Annotated in this window: 15 protein-coding genes; 8 read left to right on the top strand and 7 right to left on the bottom strand. The window is 67.7% G+C overall.

The genetic code is table 11. The features are described 5' to 3' along the window. Positions 1 to 6 precede the first annotated feature (6 nt). Positions 7 to 2265, top strand: coding sequence for a methylmalonyl-CoA mutase (scpA, locus tag MYK68_RS10050; RefSeq protein ID WP_247867842.1), 2259 nt, complete (start codon positions 7 to 9; stop codon positions 2263 to 2265). A gap of 8 nt (positions 2266 to 2273) precedes the next feature. Beyond that, positions 2274 to 3272: a methylmalonyl Co-A mutase-associated GTPase MeaB gene (gene meaB / locus MYK68_RS10045; protein WP_247867841.1), complete on the top strand. Its 999-nt coding sequence runs from the start codon at positions 2274 to 2276 to the stop codon at positions 3270 to 3272. Positions 3273 to 3424: 152 nt separating this feature from the next. Here the strand turns inward: meaB and MYK68_RS10040 are convergent. After that, positions 3425 to 4704, bottom strand: a protein-coding gene (locus MYK68_RS10040) for an IS3 family transposase (RefSeq protein WP_247867840.1) whose coding sequence is annotated in 2 segments (ribosomal slippage) — positions 3425 to 4401 and positions 4401 to 4704 — 1281 coding nt in all. Because the reading frame shifts where the segments join, the coding sequence is not laid out codon by codon here. A gap of 637 nt (positions 4705 to 5341) precedes the next feature. Here MYK68_RS10040 and MYK68_RS10035 point away from each other — a divergent pair. Next, the gene (locus tag MYK68_RS10035) at positions 5342 to 6850 is read left to right on the top strand and encodes an IS1634 family transposase (RefSeq protein ID WP_502798321.1); all 1509 of its coding nucleotides are present in this window, start codon (positions 5342 to 5344) and stop codon (positions 6848 to 6850) included. 804 nt (positions 6851 to 7654) lie between these two features. On the opposite strand, the gene MYK68_RS10030 is transcribed toward MYK68_RS10035, so the two are convergent. Further along, positions 7655 to 7795, bottom strand: coding sequence for a hypothetical protein (locus MYK68_RS10030; RefSeq protein ID WP_247867839.1), 141 nt, complete (start codon positions 7793 to 7795; stop codon positions 7655 to 7657). Between the two features lie 1101 nt (positions 7796 to 8896). Here MYK68_RS10030 and MYK68_RS10025 point away from each other — a divergent pair. The 3 genes from MYK68_RS10025 to MYK68_RS10015 all read left to right on the top strand — a co-directional run bounded on the left by MYK68_RS10025 (position 8897) and on the right by MYK68_RS10015 (position 11506). After that, positions 8897 to 9148, top strand: coding sequence for a helix-turn-helix domain-containing protein (locus tag MYK68_RS10025; RefSeq protein ID WP_247867838.1), 252 nt, complete (start codon positions 8897 to 8899; stop codon positions 9146 to 9148). A 269-nt stretch (positions 9149 to 9417) separates the two neighbouring features. Further along, a complete protein-coding gene (locus tag MYK68_RS10020) occupies positions 9418 to 10968 on the top strand; it encodes an HNH endonuclease signature motif containing protein (protein WP_247867837.1) in 1551 nt (516 codons plus the stop codon). A gap of 259 nt (positions 10969 to 11227) precedes the next feature. Then, positions 11228 to 11506, top strand: coding sequence for a DUF6223 family protein (locus MYK68_RS10015; RefSeq protein WP_247867836.1), 279 nt, complete (start codon positions 11228 to 11230; stop codon positions 11504 to 11506). A gap of 13 nt (positions 11507 to 11519) precedes the next feature. Here the strand turns inward: MYK68_RS10015 and MYK68_RS10010 are convergent, their stop codons facing one another. From MYK68_RS10010 to MYK68_RS09995, 4 genes are read right to left on the bottom strand one after another with little or no spacing between them, the layout of a single operon-like run. After that, positions 11520 to 12587 (bottom strand): oxidoreductase, encoded by a 1068-nt coding sequence (locus MYK68_RS10010; RefSeq protein ID WP_247867835.1) that lies wholly within the window; start codon positions 12585 to 12587, stop codon positions 11520 to 11522. After that, positions 12584 to 12796, bottom strand: a complete 213-nt coding sequence (locus tag MYK68_RS10005) for a TOBE domain-containing protein (protein WP_247867834.1) — start codon at positions 12794 to 12796, stop codon at positions 12584 to 12586. The genes MYK68_RS10010 and MYK68_RS10005 overlap by 4 nt, the downstream gene beginning before the upstream one ends. 10 nt (positions 12797 to 12806) lie before the next feature. Next, complete coding sequence (locus MYK68_RS10000; RefSeq protein ID WP_247867833.1) at positions 12807 to 14063, bottom strand: flotillin family protein; 1257 nt, start codon at positions 14061 to 14063, stop codon at positions 12807 to 12809. Positions 14064 to 14102: 39 nt separating this feature from the next. Then, positions 14103 to 14621 (bottom strand): hypothetical protein, encoded by a 519-nt coding sequence (locus MYK68_RS09995; protein ID WP_247867832.1) that lies wholly within the window; start codon positions 14619 to 14621, stop codon positions 14103 to 14105. 105 nt (positions 14622 to 14726) lie between these two features. Here MYK68_RS09995 and MYK68_RS09990 point away from each other — a divergent pair, with 105 nt between their 5' ends. Then, positions 14727 to 15185, top strand: coding sequence for a hypothetical protein (locus tag MYK68_RS09990; protein ID WP_247867831.1), 459 nt, complete (start codon positions 14727 to 14729; stop codon positions 15183 to 15185). Positions 15186 to 15210: 25 nt separating this feature from the next. Here MYK68_RS09990 and MYK68_RS09985 read toward each other — a convergent pair whose 3' ends face one another. Further along, a complete protein-coding gene (locus MYK68_RS09985; RefSeq protein WP_371307822.1) occupies positions 15211 to 15816 on the bottom strand; it encodes a DNA-3-methyladenine glycosylase I in 606 nt (201 codons plus the stop codon). Positions 15817 to 15918: 102 nt separating this feature from the next. Between MYK68_RS09985 and MYK68_RS09980 the strand changes: the two genes are divergently transcribed. After that, the gene (locus MYK68_RS09980) at positions 15919 to 16350 is read left to right on the top strand and encodes a PPOX class F420-dependent oxidoreductase (protein WP_247867830.1); all 432 of its coding nucleotides are present in this window, start codon (positions 15919 to 15921) and stop codon (positions 16348 to 16350) included. Positions 16351 to 16358 lie beyond the last annotated feature (8 nt).

Below are 16358 nucleotides of genomic sequence, written 5' to 3'. Positions count from 1 at the left end.
ATCACCATGAGCGACAACAGCATCCCAAGTTTCGCCGACGTCGAACTCGGCCTCGGTGAGCTCACCGCCACACCGACCACGACGCAGACCGAGAGCCTCGTCGAGTCCCTCGCGGGTACGCACGGCTACACGCCCGAGCAGACCGTCTGGCACACGCCGGAGCAGATCGACGTCGCCCCGGTCTACACCCGCGCCGCCCGTGACGCGACGGCCGCCGACGAGAGCTACCCGCTGGACTCGATTCCCGGCGAGGCGCCGTTCATCCGCGGCCCGTACCCGACGATGTACGTCAACCAGCCGTGGACCATCCGCCAGTACGCCGGCTTCTCCACCGCCGCCGAGTCGAACGCCTTCTACCGCCGCAACCTCGCGTCCGGCCAGAAGGGCCTGTCGGTGGCCTTCGATCTGGCGACCCACCGCGGCTACGACTCCGATCACCCGCGCGTCGCCGGCGACGTCGGCATGGCCGGTGTCGCGATCGACTCGATCCTCGACATGCGCCAGCTGTTCGACGGCATCGACCTCGGCAACGTGTCGGTGTCGATGACGATGAACGGCGCGGTGCTGCCGATCCTCGCGCTCTACGTGGTGGCCGCCGAGGAACAGGGCGTGCCGCCGGAGAAGCTGGCCGGGACCATCCAGAACGACATCCTCAAGGAGTTCATGGTCCGCAACACCTACATCTATCCGCCGGCCCCGTCGATGCGGATCATCTCCGACATCTTCTCCTTCACCAGCCAGAAGATGCCGAAGTTCAACTCCATCTCGATCTCCGGCTACCACATCCAGGAGGCCGGGGCGACGGCCGATCTGGAGCTGGCGTACACGCTGGCCGACGGCGTCGAATACATCCGCGCCGGGCTCGACGCGGGCCTGGACATCGACAAGTTCGCGCCGCGCCTCTCGTTCTTCTGGGGCATCGGGATGAACTTCTTCATGGAGGTCGCCAAGCTCCGCGCGGCGCGGCTGCTGTGGAGCGAGCTGGTCGCGAAGTTCGAGCCGAAGAGTGCCAAGAGCCTGTCGCTGCGCACCCACTCGCAGACCTCGGGCTGGTCGCTGACCGCGCAGGACGTGTTCAACAACGTCGCCCGCACCTGCGTGGAGGCGATGGCCGCGACGCAGGGGCACACCCAGTCGCTCCACACCAACGCGCTCGACGAGGCGATCGCGCTGCCGACCGACTTCTCGGCGCGCATCGCCCGCAACACCCAGCTGCTGCTGCAGCAGGAGTCGGGCACCACCCGGCCGATCGACCCGTGGGCCGGGTCCAACTACGTCGAATGGCTCACCGCCGAGCTGGCGAACAAGGCCCGGGCGCACATCGCCGAGGTCGAGGCCGCCGGCGGCATGACCCAGGCCATCAACGAGGGCCTGCCGAAGCTTCGTATCGAGGAGGCCGCCGCGCGCACCCAGGCGCGCATCGACTCCGGCCAGCAGCCGCTGATCGGCGTCAACAAGTACCGGGTCGACGAGGACGAGGAGATCGAGGTCCTCAAGGTCGACAACTCGAAGGTGCGCGCCGAGCAGCTGGAGAAGCTGGCCCGGCTGCGCGCCGAGCGGGACTCGGCCGCGGTCGAGGCCGCCCTGGCGAACCTGACCCGTGCGGCCGGTGAGCCCGGCGGATCGGACCTGGACAACAATCTGATGGCGCTGGCCATCGACGCCGCCCGGGCGGGCGCCACCGGCGGCGAGATCTCCGATGCCATGGAGAAGGTCTTCGGCCGGCACCAGGCCGAGATCCGCACCATCAGCGGCGTCTACCGGCACGAGGTGGGAGAAGACGTGAGCAACGTGGACCGCGCCATCGCCGTCGTCGATGCGTTCGCCGAGGCGGAGGGCCGTCGTCCGCGTGTGCTGGTCGCCAAGATGGGGCAGGACGGGCACGACCGCGGGCAGAAGGTGATCGCGACCGCGTTCGCCGACCTCGGCTTCGACGTGGACGTGGGCCCGCTGTTCGCCACGCCCGAGGAGGTCGCCAGCCAGGCCTCCGACAACGACGTGCACGTGGTGGGCGTGTCGTCGCTGGCCGCCGGACACCTCACCCTGGTCCCGGCCCTGAAGAAGGCACTGGCCGACGTCGGCCGCGAGGACATCATGATCGTGGTCGGCGGGGTGATCCCGCCGGGCGATTTCGACGATCTCTACGAGGCCGGCGCGACCGCGATCTATCCGCCCGGCACGGTGATCGCCGACGCCGCGGTGGAGCTGATCGGCAAGCTCGCCGGTGAGCTGGAGCTGGACCTGGCCCTGCCGGACGCGGGCTGATCCGGGAGATGGCACGACGCACCATCGACGTCGGCGCGCTCGCCGACGGGGTCCGCGCCGGGGACCGGTCGACGCTGGCCCGCGCGATCACCCTGGTCGAGTCGACGCGCCCGGAGCATCGGGCCAAGGCGCAGGAGCTGCTGCTGGCGGTGACACCCGACTCGGGGAAGTCGTTCCGGGTGGGGATCACCGGCGTGCCCGGGGTGGGGAAGTCGACCACCATCGAGGCGCTCGGCATGCACCTGATCGACCTCGGTCACCGGGTCGCGGTGCTCGCCGTCGACCCGTCATCGACCCGCACCGGCGGCTCCATCCTGGGCGACAAGACCCGGATGGGACAGCTGTCGGCGGCGCCGGAGGCGTACGTGCGGCCGTCGCCCACCTCGGGCACGCTCGGCGGCGTCACCAAGGCGACCCGCGAGACGATCGTGCTGGTCGAGGCCGCCGGCTACGACGTGGTGCTGGTCGAGACCGTCGGCGTCGGGCAGTCCGAGGTGAGCGTCGCCGGCATGGTCGACACCTTCACCTTCCTCACCCTCGCCCGCACCGGCGACTCCCTCCAGGGCATCAAGAAGGGCGTCCTGGAACTGGCCGAGATCGTCGTGGTCAACAAGGCCGACGGCAAACACGTCAACGAGGCCCGCGCCGCCGCCCGGGAACTCCGCAACGCCCTCGGCCTGATCTATCCGCACGACGCCCTGTGGACGCCGCCGGTGCTCACCATGAGTGCGATGGAGAACCGCGGCGTCGACGAGTACTGGCAGGCCATCCTCGATCACCGGAAGGTGCTCACCGAGGCGGGGGAGTTCGACCGGCGGCGCGCCCGCCAGCAGGTGGCCTGGACGTGGCAGATGGTCCAGGAGGCCATTCTGTCCCGGCTCGACGCCGACCCGCACGTCCGCGAGGTCCGGGCCGCCGCCGAGCGCGGTATCCTGGACGGCACGCTGACTCCGGCGCTGGCCGCCGAACAGATCGTGGCGGCGGCAGAGTCCCACCTCGCACCCTGAGGTGAGCCGCTCCTGAACCCGGACCGTCCCTGAGCTTGCCGGCAGGTGCCGTGTGCCTCGGGAGGCCGCTGCCGATGTGAAGCTCACAATGAATGGCGACTCACTCGACAAATACGGACTCTGAACCGCACTGGGTCTGGTGGAGGCTCTGGTCATTTGATTTCAACCAGGGCCTGGGTGCCCTGCTGGGTAGCGTAGGACCTCCCTTCGAACTCGGTGGGCGGGAGGTCGTCGAGGTAGCCGTGTAGCCGCTGGTGGTTGTGCCAGTGGACCCAGCCGAGGGTGGCGAGTTCGACGTCCTCGACGGTGCGCCACGGCCCTGGACGTGCCGGGCCACGGATGAGTTCGGCCTTGTAGTAGCCGTTCACCGTCTCGGCCAGGGCATTGTCGTAGCTGTCCCCGACGGTGCCGATCGAGGGGACCGCGCCGATCTCAGCGAGCCGCTCGCCGTAGCGCAGGCTCGTGAATTGACTGCCCGCGTCGCTGTGACACCGCAGGCCCTCAAGCTGGGTCCCGCGGGAGCAGCGGGCCATCTCGATCGCGTCGAGCACCATCTCGGTGCGCATGTGGCTCGCGACTCGCCACCCCACGATCATCCGGCTGAAGGCGTCGACAATGAAGCACACGTAGGCGATCCCGGCGAACGTCGGCACGAACGTCAGATCGGTGACCCAAAGTTCGTTCGGCCTGGTCGCGGTGAAGTTCCGCTTCACCAGGTCCGGATGCCGTGCGGCGGTGTTGTCACGCTTGGTCGTCCGCACCCGCTTCGTGCGCACGACGCCTTCGATGCCCTCGGCGCGCATCAGCCGAGCGGTCTGGTCGCGGCCGACATCGTGACCGGCACGCCGCGCGGCCTTCCACAGCTTCCGCGCGCCGTAGACCCGGTAGTTGGCCTCCCACAGTGCACGCAGCGCCGGCCGGAGCTCGGCGTCGCGCTGCGCGCGTGCCGACGGCTCGCGGGACCGGGCGGCGTAGTAGGTGCTCGGAGCCACCTGCAGCCCCGCCTTGGACAGTGTGGCGCAGATGGACTCGACTCCGAGCTTCTTGCCCTCGACGATCTCGTCGCGGTTGGCGTCGATGAACGCGACTACTTCTTGTGTTGGCGGTCGAGTTCCGCCCCGAAGAAAGATGCCGCTCGCTTGAGAATCTCGTTGGCTCGTTTGAGCTCGCGGTTCTCCTGCTCCAGTTCGCGGATCCGCTTTGCCTCCGCAGTGCTCACCCCAGGCGCGTGGCCCTCGTCGATGTCGGCCTGCTTGACCCACTGACGCACCGACTCGACTCCGTAGCCCAGCTGGGACGCGACCCGCTGGACCGTCCCGTGCTCGGTCCCCAGCTCTGCGCGCAGCGTGCGGACCATCCGGACCGCCGCCGCCTTCTCCTCCGGGCTGTAGCGCCGCGTCTGCGGCTTCCCGGGAACCTGTTCCTTCGGCATGTACTCATCCTCGTTTCCAAGGTCACGAGCCTCCAAAGAACCCAGTGCGGTTCACTCTCGATCCGATCACGAACTTCGTGCGAAACGTCATCCTATTGGGCAGCAGTGAAGGGTTTGGGTGGGTCCGGAACTATCCTTGAGCCCAAGGAGTCTCTCCAGGGCACCGACTACGGCCAGCCGTCAGTCAAGACTGACGGCTGGCACTGGATGTTGACTGGCACAGTACGAGGAATCGATAGCGCGAACAGTCAGGTGAACCGTAGTAGTGAACTCGTCGACAAGCCCTTCACTCTCGAATTCGCCTGCTCGACATATGGCAGCCTGAAGCCCGGGGCGTGGGAGCCAGACGACTCGTCTGACAATCCAAAGGCGACGCTGGGCCACGGGTACGGAATCCGAGATTCATCCGAATGGGCGAACTTCGCGCCTACTGGCGCTCGTGGGGTATCGAAGGATCCACTTCTCGAATGCCTCGCTGGTTGTCTCGACATGCATTTTCGAGGATCTGCCTTGCGACCATCAGGCCTGACTCGTGCCACTTTCGGGTGAGTTGGATCGGCGGGCTCTCGCTACCTGGGGTTTCGTTCTGATTTAGTGTCATTTTGGGTCACTAAATCAGGTGTCTACGATCGTCGGTGTGGGCCTGTTCGTCCGGAAGGTACGTACCGCGTCGGGTGCGACTGCGGTGCAGATCGTGTCGAAGGAACGCGGCGTGCGCCGGATCGTCGAGCACATCGGCTCGGCGCACACCGACGACGAGCTCGCTGCCCTACTCGAGGTCGCCGATACGAAGATCCACGCAGGTCAGCTCGCATTCGATCTGAACTCGCTGTCGCCGGCTAAGGTTTCTTCCATTCCGGAGGTCGCCGGTTCGCAGTCGCGTGTCCTGTGGGAAGTCCTCGACAACGCCTACCGTGATCTCGGGTTCGACCAGGTCGGTACCGAGACGTTCAAGCAGTTGGTGTTGGCGCGGATCGTCGAGCCGACCAGCAAAGCCGACACGATCCGCGTCCTGGCCGATCTCGGCGTTCGGTCGCCGTCGTCGCTGCGGACGATCTGGCGCACGCTCAATCGCAGCATCGCCGAGGACTGGCGCAGCCAGCTCGCCGCGGCAGCGTTCGCGCACGTCACCGCCGACGGCGCGCTGTCGATCGTGATGTACGACGTGACCACCTTGTACTTCGAGGCCGAGAACGAAGACCGGCTCCGCAAGGTCGGGATGAGCAAGGAACGGCGAGTCGATCCGCAGATCCTCATCGGGTTGTTGGTCGACCCGACCGGGTTCCCGCTGGAAGTACACGCCTTCGCCGGCAACCGCGGTGAGACGACGACCCTGCTTCCTGTGTTGAACGGGTTCCGCGAACGGCACGGACGAGCCGACGTGGTCGTTGTCGCTGACGCCGGCATGCTCTCGGCAGCGAACCTCAACGCGCTCGAGGAAGCCGGGTTCGACTTCATCGTCGGATCCCGAACCGGTTCAGCCCCAAGGGATCTGGCCGACCACTACGACCGGGTCGGGAACTTCTTCGCCGATGGCGCCACCGTCGAGACCACCCGGGAGATGGGAACCGGCCAGGCGAAGCGGACTCGGCGCGTCGTGTGGCACTACTCGCGGGCCCGCGAACGCCGCGACAACATCACCCTCAACAAGCAGATCGAGCGCGCGCAAGACATCGCCGAAGGACGACGGCCGCCGAAGAAGGACCGGTTCGTCTCCCTCGGCACCCGACCCGGCGTGAACTGGGATGCCGTGGAGAAGGCCCGCGAGTACCTCGGGCTGAAGGGCTACGTCACCAGCATCTCCACTGAGAAACTCGCTGGTGACAAGGTCATGGCCGCCTATCATGATCTGTTCAAGGTCGAGGCGTCGTTTCGGATGGCCAAGACCGACCTGAAAGCGCGGCCGATGTTCCATCACGAGCGTGACTCGATCGAGGCACACCTGACAATCGTGTTCGCCGCACTCGCAGTCACCCGACACCTGACCGAGACTTCCGGCTACTCGATCAAACGCATCATCACCGCGCTACGCCCAGTCCGGGATGTCATGATCCGGATCCGCGGCCAGCACGTCATGGCCGAAACACCGCTCGAGGGCGACGCCGCCGACATCGTCGCCAAGCTCCGAGAGTCAGCAGGGCACTAAAGTGGCACGAGTCAGGTCAGGGCGATATGCACGCTGCGAACCACAGCCACGTCCACAAGATGTATCTGCACCCGGCGGAGGACGGAGACCAGACGGCAACGAGTCTCGTGGCTTGGTCAGCGCGCAAGCTCGCCGCCGGCGCACGATGATGAGCCGCGACACCATCCGGCGCGCGGCCGCAAAGAGAATCACAGGTATCCGACGACTCCTTCCCGCAGGCGCTGCGACGACGGGATCTACTGCCGCCGGCCGCGCATCGGGGACTGTCCGGTAAGACGGCCATGCCGATCACCACCGAGGTCACGGCCACCGGGACGTGATAGGCGGCGTCGAAGATCGCCCGCAGCTTCGGCAGCGCCGAGCGGGCGGCCGGAGCCCCCAGATGCCGACGGCGACAGCCATCGCCGAGGCGATCAGCGTGGCCTGGATCGACACCGGGATGCTGCTCGACGCCGTGGTCACCACCGGTGATGCACCGGCCGGCCCCGTGCATGATCTTCCGTGCGATGGAGCGCTGCGGCACGCACGACGTCTCCGCGATGCTGGCCGCCGGCGAGACCGCGGTCGGCGTCCTCACCGGACAGACCCGGCCTCGACACGCTGACCGCGCAGCATCCGGACCATGTGCTCGCGAGTATCGCCGAGATCTCCGGCATCCTCGGTACCGCCCATAGCGGCCGATTACGCCGGGCGGCGCCCGTACCGGGACCGGGGTGGCGGCGCGCCACCAGTGTGAAGATTCGATGACTTGATTCTGGGCGGGCGGGCGAGGCAGGCTAACCAAGAAGATGGAGTGGAGTGGTGTCAGTGAATAGGTTCAACGAGGAGTACGCCAAGGGAGCGGCGCAGCGTGGTGCGGCTGCTCGCGAAGCTGACAGGCAGGATGTGCGGTTCCATCGAAGGTGCGAAGAAGTCGTTAGGGAGTTCGAGCAGGACCTTCAACATGCGGCCGAGTTCCTAAGTGTGCAGCGAGTTCCAGCCGACACCACGGTGGCCGACGTCAGCATATCGTTCGCGCGCCAGCGCGCCCGCTTCGGTTCAAGTCGACAATTTGAACTGAGAATCAGCTCAGAAAGCGAAGTGGTGCCGGCCTGGACGCTTGGATTCACGGCTAGCGCAAGTTTCGTCGGTAAGAGCGGGGTAGCCCCGTGGCGTCTGGCAAAGGACGGATCGCTTTGGCTGCCAGAATTTCTTGGTGCACTTCGTTCTTCGCGTGCCGGAGGACACGGCCTACAAGTCGACTGCCAGAACCTAGGGGAGGGGTCAATCCTGGAGCAGGAATTCCAAGGAGCAGGGCGGGTGCCTGATACTGAAGTCCGAGTCAAATCCAGTGTGTCTGAGGATGTCTTTTCCATAAATAGGGGCGGTGGGGCAACCGGCGCTAGTCCCGATCGTACATATGGCGTTGCCTATCATCAGTTCGACGTTGCTACTCTATCCAAGGCGCTGGTTCCGGTCACTTTGCGCCTTCACGACCCGTACGTTGAATGCGTCCTCGCGCGCTCCGATCATCTCCTAGCCTCGTGGAACCACCGCCGTCCTGTATACGGAGGCTCGGACGCGGTCAATTCTGGTCCGACTGCATATATGAAGCGGGGCTTGCCGGCGGTCCTATTTGAAATTTATGATCGTCCCACTCAGCGAACAAATCGCGCACCGAATTGGTTTGATCCAAAGACTGACCTATCCAGCAAGGACACTAGGGAAGTACTGCGCGATTGGGTGTTCCGCCTCGCGGCGACCACCAAGGTCTCCTACCCAGATAGCTAATTGCACTGACTCAGGAGAATCCGGAGTGCCAGCGGCCAGCTGGCGTGGGGCTGGCCCAGTGTCTCGCGTCGTTAATTATTGTTCTGTTCGGGGTTGCGAGAAATGCGTTTTGGCGAATTCTCCGGCCCCGGCACTGGAACTGCGTGAGGGCGATGATGTGGAGCTTGATCGATTGCTGCGATCGACCTGGACGCCGACTAGCTTGGCGAGGAGGGCCCCGATCGTGGCGCTGGCTGCTGACGGGCGGGCGAACTCGCATATCAGCGAAGTCGTCGGGTGTCGATCCCGACGGTCCGCAAGTGGCGAAACCGGTACCTGCACGACGGGATGGCCGGCCTGCTCGATGCTGATCGGCCCGGACGGCCCCGGCAGCACATCGATCACGCCAGCATCGTGTCGGCCAGGTTGATGCCGCCGCCGAAAAAGTACGGGGTCACGCACTTGTCCTCACGGCTGCTCGCCGGTCATCTCGGGGTCGGCAACGCCACGATCGCACGCGCGTGGCGCGAGAGCCCAACCGAAAACTAGCTAACGACACGCGACACTAGATGATTGATTGCCGGTGTCAGTGGTCGTAGGCGGGCAGTGAAAATCGGCTATGGCACCGATGTTGTCCTGATGGCAGATCGCGGCGACGAGATCAGCCGATCCCGTTGTGCCGGTGAGAATGTCGTGCAGGCTAACCGCACTCGATCTACTCGAAAATAAGTTCTACTAAACTATTGTATTCACAACATAGTGTGCGCTATCCTGAGGTAGGAGAAGAACTATCCGCCATCGGCAGGAAAGGGGCCGCGATGAGCGACGACACGTTCGACGCCCGCGGCGTCTTGGCCGGCCTGTCGCCCGCCGAGCTGGTCGCGGTGAGCGTGGCGGTCGAGGAATCGCTGGCCGGAGCGCCGTGGGGCGCGCTGTCCGAGGACGGGCTGCTGGATCTACTCGAATCGCGGGAGCGGGCCCGCCGCACTGGTGTCGGGGTGGATGCGGCGCTGCTTGTGGAGATCTCCGACCGCGGCGCCTGCCAGCGGGCGGGTTACAGCACCGTGCACCAGTTGCTCACCCAGGGCCTGCGTATCGGGGAGGGCGAGTCCCGGAGGCGCCGGGTGGTGGCGGCCTCGATCGGCCGGTTCACCGCGATGACCGGTGAGCGTCTGGATCCGAAGTTCCCGGCGACCGCGGCCGCGGTCGCCGACGGGGCGATCGGTGAGACGCACGTGTCGGTGATCGAGGAGGTGATGGACAAGATCCCGTCCGCTGTCGACCCCGCCGAGCGGGCGAAGGCCGAGGCCATGCTCGCCGACGCCGCCCGCACCCTCAACCCGGGCGGGGTGCTGATGGTCGGCAACCGGATCCTGGCACACCTCGACCCCGACGGCACCCTCACCGACGATCAGGACCGGGCCGAGCAAGCCAAATTCCGGCTCTGCGCCCAGGACCGCCAGTTGATGACCGCGGTCCAGGCCCGGATGACACCACAACTGCGCGCGGAGTTCGAGGTCGTGTTCACCGGATGGGCCGCCCCCGGCATGAACAACCCCGACGATCCCGACTCCCCCTACGGCGCCGCCGATCAGCCCGGCCTGGACCCGGCCGTGCTGGCTGCCGCGGCCGAACGCGATGACCGGCTGCTGGGCCGCCGCCAGCACGACGCTCTCCTCGCACTGTTGGCGTGGGCCAACGCCCAGTTCTCCTTCGCCAAGCCCGACAGTCTGCGGAATCAGATCGTGGTCACCGTGACCGATGAGGACCTGGCCCGCCACGCCGGGATCGCCTGGACCACCACCGGCACCCGCATCCCCGTATCGGACCTGGTGACGATCGCCGCGAACGCCGTCCCGTACCTGGCCGTGTTCGCCAAGGCCACCGGGCAGCCCCTCTACCTCGGCCGCGCCCACCGCCTCGCCTCCCGCGCACAACGACTCACCCTGTTCGCCCGCGACCGCGGCTGCACTGCCCCGGGCTGCACCCGCCCGTTCGCCCAATGCGAGATGCACCACATGCCCGACTGGCAGCACGGCGGACCCACCGACGCCGACCACCTCGGCGGCGCCTGCGGCACACATAACCGCTGGAACGGCACACAACCCGGGGACTGGGAATCCACCGTCCTCACCGACGGCCCCGACAAAGGCCGCGTCGGCTGGCGCCCCGCCGGCCGAGCCGGACCGTGGATCGTCAACCCCCTGTTCCACCCCGACAAACTCCGCACCGGACCGGACCTCCCGGCCGAAGACCGCTCCCCGCCACCGACGGTCAACCACCGCCTCGGCGACACCGACCCGCCCGGAGCCGAGCCCGACTCCGAATCCAGGGTCGAACGCCTCCTCGGCAAGCATCTGGCGGCCTGACCACCACCACGGTGGCCCGGCCGCCGGACGTGCGCGTTCACCGGCAGCGACCCGGCCGGCAAACCGCGATCCCGAGCGCCGCCTCCGCTACCTTGTTGATGGTCCTCATCGAGGACCGTGATCACCAGGCCAGGTATGATTCCTGCTCCTGTCTCGCGCATGATCCGGGGCTGCCATGTCGATCGTCGACACCGGGAAATCAATCATCTAGTCTCGTACCCGAAATATCACCCGGTAGTCCCACAGGGGGGAACATCCCATGACCGCAGATTCGTCCACCGCCGTCGCCAACCGCAATCTCGCCACCGTCGCGGCGATCCTCGGCATCGCCTCGGTCGCGCTGTTCTGGATCCCGATCGTCGCGCCGTTCGTCGGGCTGGTGGCGATCGTCCTCGGCTTCCTCAGCCGGGAGAAGATCACCCGGTCCGGCCAGAGCACGTACCTCGGCGCGGCACACATCGCGATCGTCACCGGGATCATCGGGGTGATCATCGGGGTCGTGCTGGTGGCGCTCAGCTTCGGATTCGGTCCCGCCTGACCGGCGGGCCCGGTCAGGCGACGAAGTCGTCCCAGCCGGTCGAGAGGTACTCGAGGAACGCCGGGCCGACGGATTCGTCGCACAGGCGCTGCGCCGAGACCGGCTGCGGGTCGGAGACGAACCCCGGATCGGCGAGTGCGCGGGCCGCGAAATCGTGGTGGATGATCGCCGCGGTCCCGATCAGCGCGAAGTCGGCGCACCGCGCGGTGATCGCGGCCGCGTCGGCGGCGGACAGGATCTTGCCCGCCGCGCCGAGCCGCACGTCGCCCCGCGGCAGCCGCGTGAAATGCGACAGCAGGGTGGTGCGGGCGTACTCGGGCTCGGCGGGCGCCTTGAAGGCGTCCCAGAGCGACAGGTCCAGATAGTCGATCCGGGCCGCGCCGAGCACGTCGCGGGCCAGCGCGACGGCGTCGCCGAGCGGAATCCCGTAGCGCTCGGGCGACAGCCGCAGACCGAGCTGGAAGTCGGGACCGGTGGCGCCGCGGACGGCGTCGATCACCTCGAGAATCACCCGGCGCCGGTTCTCGGCGCTTCCGCCGTAGCGATCGGTGCGCTGGTTGTTGCGCGCGTCCAGGAACTGGGCGAGCAGGTAGCCGTGCGCACCGTGGATCTCGGCACCGTCGAAACCGGCGCGTTCGGCCAGGGCGGCGGCCGCGGCGAAGTCGGCCACCACCTGCTCGACTCCGCCGGTGGTCAAGGCGGTGGCGCCCTTGGCGGGGTCATCCCACGGCGCGACGACCGGGCCGAGCGCACCGTCGGCGCGACGGCCGCCGTGCTGCAGCTGGATCGACGACACCGCGCCGGTCGCCCGGATGCCGTCGGCGAGCCGGGTCAGGCCCGCCAAATGCTGCGGGCCGGCGGCACCGAGCTGTCCGGGGAAGGTGTGGCCGTCGTCGCGGACATAGGCCGCGCAGGTCATCACCAGGCCGAAGCCGCCCTCGCCGCGACGCACCAGCCAGGCGTACTCGTCGTCGGACAGCACCCCGTCGGGTCCGCTCTGCAGATTGGTGAGCGGTGCCAGGGCGAGGCGGTCACGCCAGGCCGGTCCGTGGGCGAAGGTCAGCGGGTCGTCGAGGCTCACTCGACGCCGATGGTGACTTCGGTGGACTTGATCAGCACGGTCGCCGGCTGGCCGACGGCCAGGCCGAGGTCCTCCGCGGCGTCCTTGGTGATCGAGGAGGTGATGATCTGGTCGCCGCCGTCGAGGCGGACCTTGACGGTCGCCATCACCGCGCCGAGATTCACCTCGACGATGGTGCCGGTCAGCTGATTGCGGGTGGACAGTCGCATGGTGTTCTCCCTACGAGTCGGACTCGGTGCGCTGGTTCTCGCTGCCCAGCTTGCTGAGCAGCCCGGCGACGTCGAGACCGGTGGTGCCCCGGATCAGTTCCAGGCTGCTGGCCAGACCCGAGCCCGCGCTGCGGGTGAGCGGGCTGACATCGTCGCCGATCAGCGTGATCGACGCATCGGCGAGCGGTTCGGCTCCGGCCCGGACGATCTCCGGCAGCTTGCCGAGGACCAGTTCCAGCTGACCGACCGAGTCGAGCTTGCCGAGGGCCTCGGCGCGCTTCTCCAGGGCGTCGGCCTCGGCCTCACCGGTGATCCGGATGCCCTCGGCGCGGGCCTCGGCCTCGGCGACGATCTCCGCCTTGCGGGCGGCGGCGCGCTGCTGCGCGGCGTACAGCTCGGCCTCAGCCGGGCGGCGCACCTCGGCGTCGAGCTGGGTGTCGCGCAGGCGGGCCTGCTGCTCGGCGACCTCGTTGTCCTTCTCCACCTGGATGCGGCGGCGCTCGGCCTCGACCAGCGGGCGGACCGAATCGGCCTCGGCGGCGGCGCGGTCGGTCGCCTGGCGCGCGGCCTCGCGCTGGATGTCGAGTTCCCGCTGCTGCTCGATGATGGCCTGCTCGTTGGCGATACGGCTCTGCTCGGCGACCCGGTGCGCCTCGGCCCGCGACTGCGCGGCGACCGCCGCCTGATCCGAGCGCTCCTTCGCCGCCAGGTCGCTGAAGTACTGGCCGTCGGAGTCCTGAACGTCGTTGATGGAGAAGCTGTCGAGCAGCAGACCCTGATTGCCCAGGATCTCCTTGATGGACTGCGCCACCTGGTCCACCAGCGCCTGGCGGTCGACCAGGATGCTCTTGGCGGTCATGGTGCCGACGATCGAGCGCAGCTCACCGGACAGCTGCTCGGTGACCAGCGCCTTGACGCGGTTCAGGTCGTCGCCGAAACGCGGGCCCGCCTTGAGGATGGCCTCCGGCGTGTCGCCGACCTTCACCACGGCCACGCCGCGCACCTTGAGCTCGATGCCGTCGTTGGCCGGGGTCGAGGTGTCCAGGTCGGCCTTGATCGACGACAGCTGCACGCGGGTGGCGCGCTGCACCACCGGCAGCACGAACGTGCCGGTGCCGCGGTAGACCTTGCCCTGGTGCCCCTTGCCGGTACCGGTGACGATGAACGCCTCCTCGGCGCCCGGCACCCGGTAGCGGGAGAGCAGCAGCAGAACGATGAGGACCAGGAGAACGACCGCGACGATCATGGCGATCAGGATCGTGGACATGGTGGTGGGTGTTCCTTTCGTCAGGAAACGGTGTCGTCGCTAGTACGCGTCGAAATCGGAATAGGGGAGCTGCTCCACGAAGTAGGCGTCGCGGTCGTCCATCTTCCCGACGACGCGGACCTTCGCGTTGTGCGGGAAGTCGCCGTCGGCGGTCACCGTGACGTGCTGGGAACCGAGCGCTGTGGCGACCTCGGCGGTGCCGAAGCGGCCCCGGGTGACCGGCTCCACGATGCGCGCCGAGTTGCCGATGATGTCCACCTCGGGCAGTTCTTCGCCGGCCCGCCACAGCCACCGGGTGATCACCCCGGCCGCCACGGACAGCACCAGCCCGGCCAGCGCTCCGGTCAGGAGTGACACCCCCGTGGACGTGTCGCCGAAGACCAGGAGCCCTCCGGCCAGGAGACCGAAGCCGGTCGCGAACGGCATGGCGATCGACATGCAGCCGATCCCGGAATCGCCGAGGTCGAAGCCGACATGACCGAGGTCGGCGCCGATGAGGGAGATGAGAGTGAGGACCAGGCCGACGCCGCCGATGGTCAGCAGGATGATTCCGAGCACGTGACCTTCCCGTCGTCGTCGCCAGTGGTTCGTTGTCGCCTGCCGTCATTGTCCCATAGGCCGCGATAGCGCCCGGCACAGCGCCGGGCGGCTACGCTGTGGCGCATGAGGCGCCGCCTGACCGCCGGACGGTCGATCCTGCTCACACTGCTCGTCGTGACCGGTCTGCTGGCGAGCGCCTGCGGTTCCGGCGGCGACACCCAGGACCGGGGCAGCGGATCGGTGACGCCGATCGGCGAGTTCACCAGCCGGCAGGGTCTGCTGCGCCAGTACTTCCTGGTCTCGCCGAAGCTCACCGATCAGCAGATCGTCACCATCGCCACGCGGCTGCACGACGACCATCCGGAGGCGTGGCTCTGGCTGATGGACGACGACGCACAGATGCCGCAGCTCCTCAAGGCACTGCCGGCCACCGAACGAGGCGACCTGTCCACCTACCCGAGCCTCTGGGTGGACCAGCACACCGTCGCGCACTCGGTGATCACCGTCGGCGGCGGACCACGCCAGTGGGTGCTGTTCGCCGGGGCCGGGACCGGCACCGAGCTGGTCACCCTGCCTCGCTGAACCGCCCCGGGCCCGCTCCGGCGAGCTACCCGGGCCGCACGAAGTCCGCGCGCGCGGCGGTCACCGCCGCTCGTGTCTGGCAGCCCGCGGCGTGATCGTTCACCAGGCCCATCGCCTGCATGAACGCGAACGCCGTGGTCGGCCCCACGAAGCGCCAGCCCCGCTTCTTCAGGTCCTTGGCCATCGCGATCGACGACGGCGAAGTGCTCATCGTCTGCGGAGTCGCGACCTCACCGGCGGGCAGTTCGAAGCGCCAGAAGTACGCGGCCAGCGAGCCGGCCTCCTCGGCCAGGTCGATGGCCCGCCCGGCGTTGTTGATCACCGCCTCGATCTTCCCGCGGTGCCGGACGATGCCCGCGTCGCCGAGGAGGCGCGTGACGTCGTCGTCGGTGAACCGGGCGACCCGCTCCGGATCGAAGCCGGCGAAGGCCTCCCGGAACGCCGGCCGTTTGTTCAGGATGGTGCGCCAGCTCAGCCCGGACTGGAAGCCCTCGAGGCTGACCTTCTCGAACAGCCGGCGGTCGTCGGCGACGGGAAAGCCCCACTCGGTGTCGTGGTATTCGAGCATGCCCGGCCCGTCGGCGGCCCAGCCGCATCGGTGGTCGCCGTCCGGTGCGATGTAGAGGTCCATGATGCCTCACCCGCCTCTCCGCTATTCGTTCGTGTGTTCGACTATAGAGCGTCCCTGCGACAACCCCGGACGGCGCGCCGCATCCCTGGTACGGATGGAACCGTGACCGACATCGAGTACGACCCCCGTGACCTGATCGCCCAGACCTCCATCGGTATCCTCGCCACCCTCAAACGGAACGGATTCCCGCAGCTCTCGCCGGTGACCGCGGTCTACCACCGCGACGCGGACACCATTCTGATCTCGATGACCGACGGCCGGGCCAAGGCCCGGAATCTCCGCCGCGAACCGAAGGCGGCGATCGAGTTCACCAGCCCCGACGGCTACACCTGGGCGACCGCGGAGGGGCCCGTCGAACTGCTCGGACCGGCCACCGATCCGGACGCGCCCGAGGTCGACGCGCTCGTCGAGTACTACCGACTCGGAGCGGGGGAGCACCCGGACTGGGCCGAGTTCCGCCAGGCGATGGTCGACGACCGTCGCGTCCTCGCGGTGATCCACGTCGACCGCGTGTACGGCGAAAAGCTGCGCTGACCAAGCCC

The organism is Gordonia sp. PP30 (genome assembly GCF_023100845.1).
In the GTDB taxonomy this organism is placed as follows: domain Bacteria; phylum Actinomycetota; class Actinomycetes; order Mycobacteriales; family Mycobacteriaceae; genus Gordonia.
The sequence above is the reverse complement of the archived record's forward strand: the minus strand, read 5'-3'. Positions and strand labels throughout refer to the sequence as shown.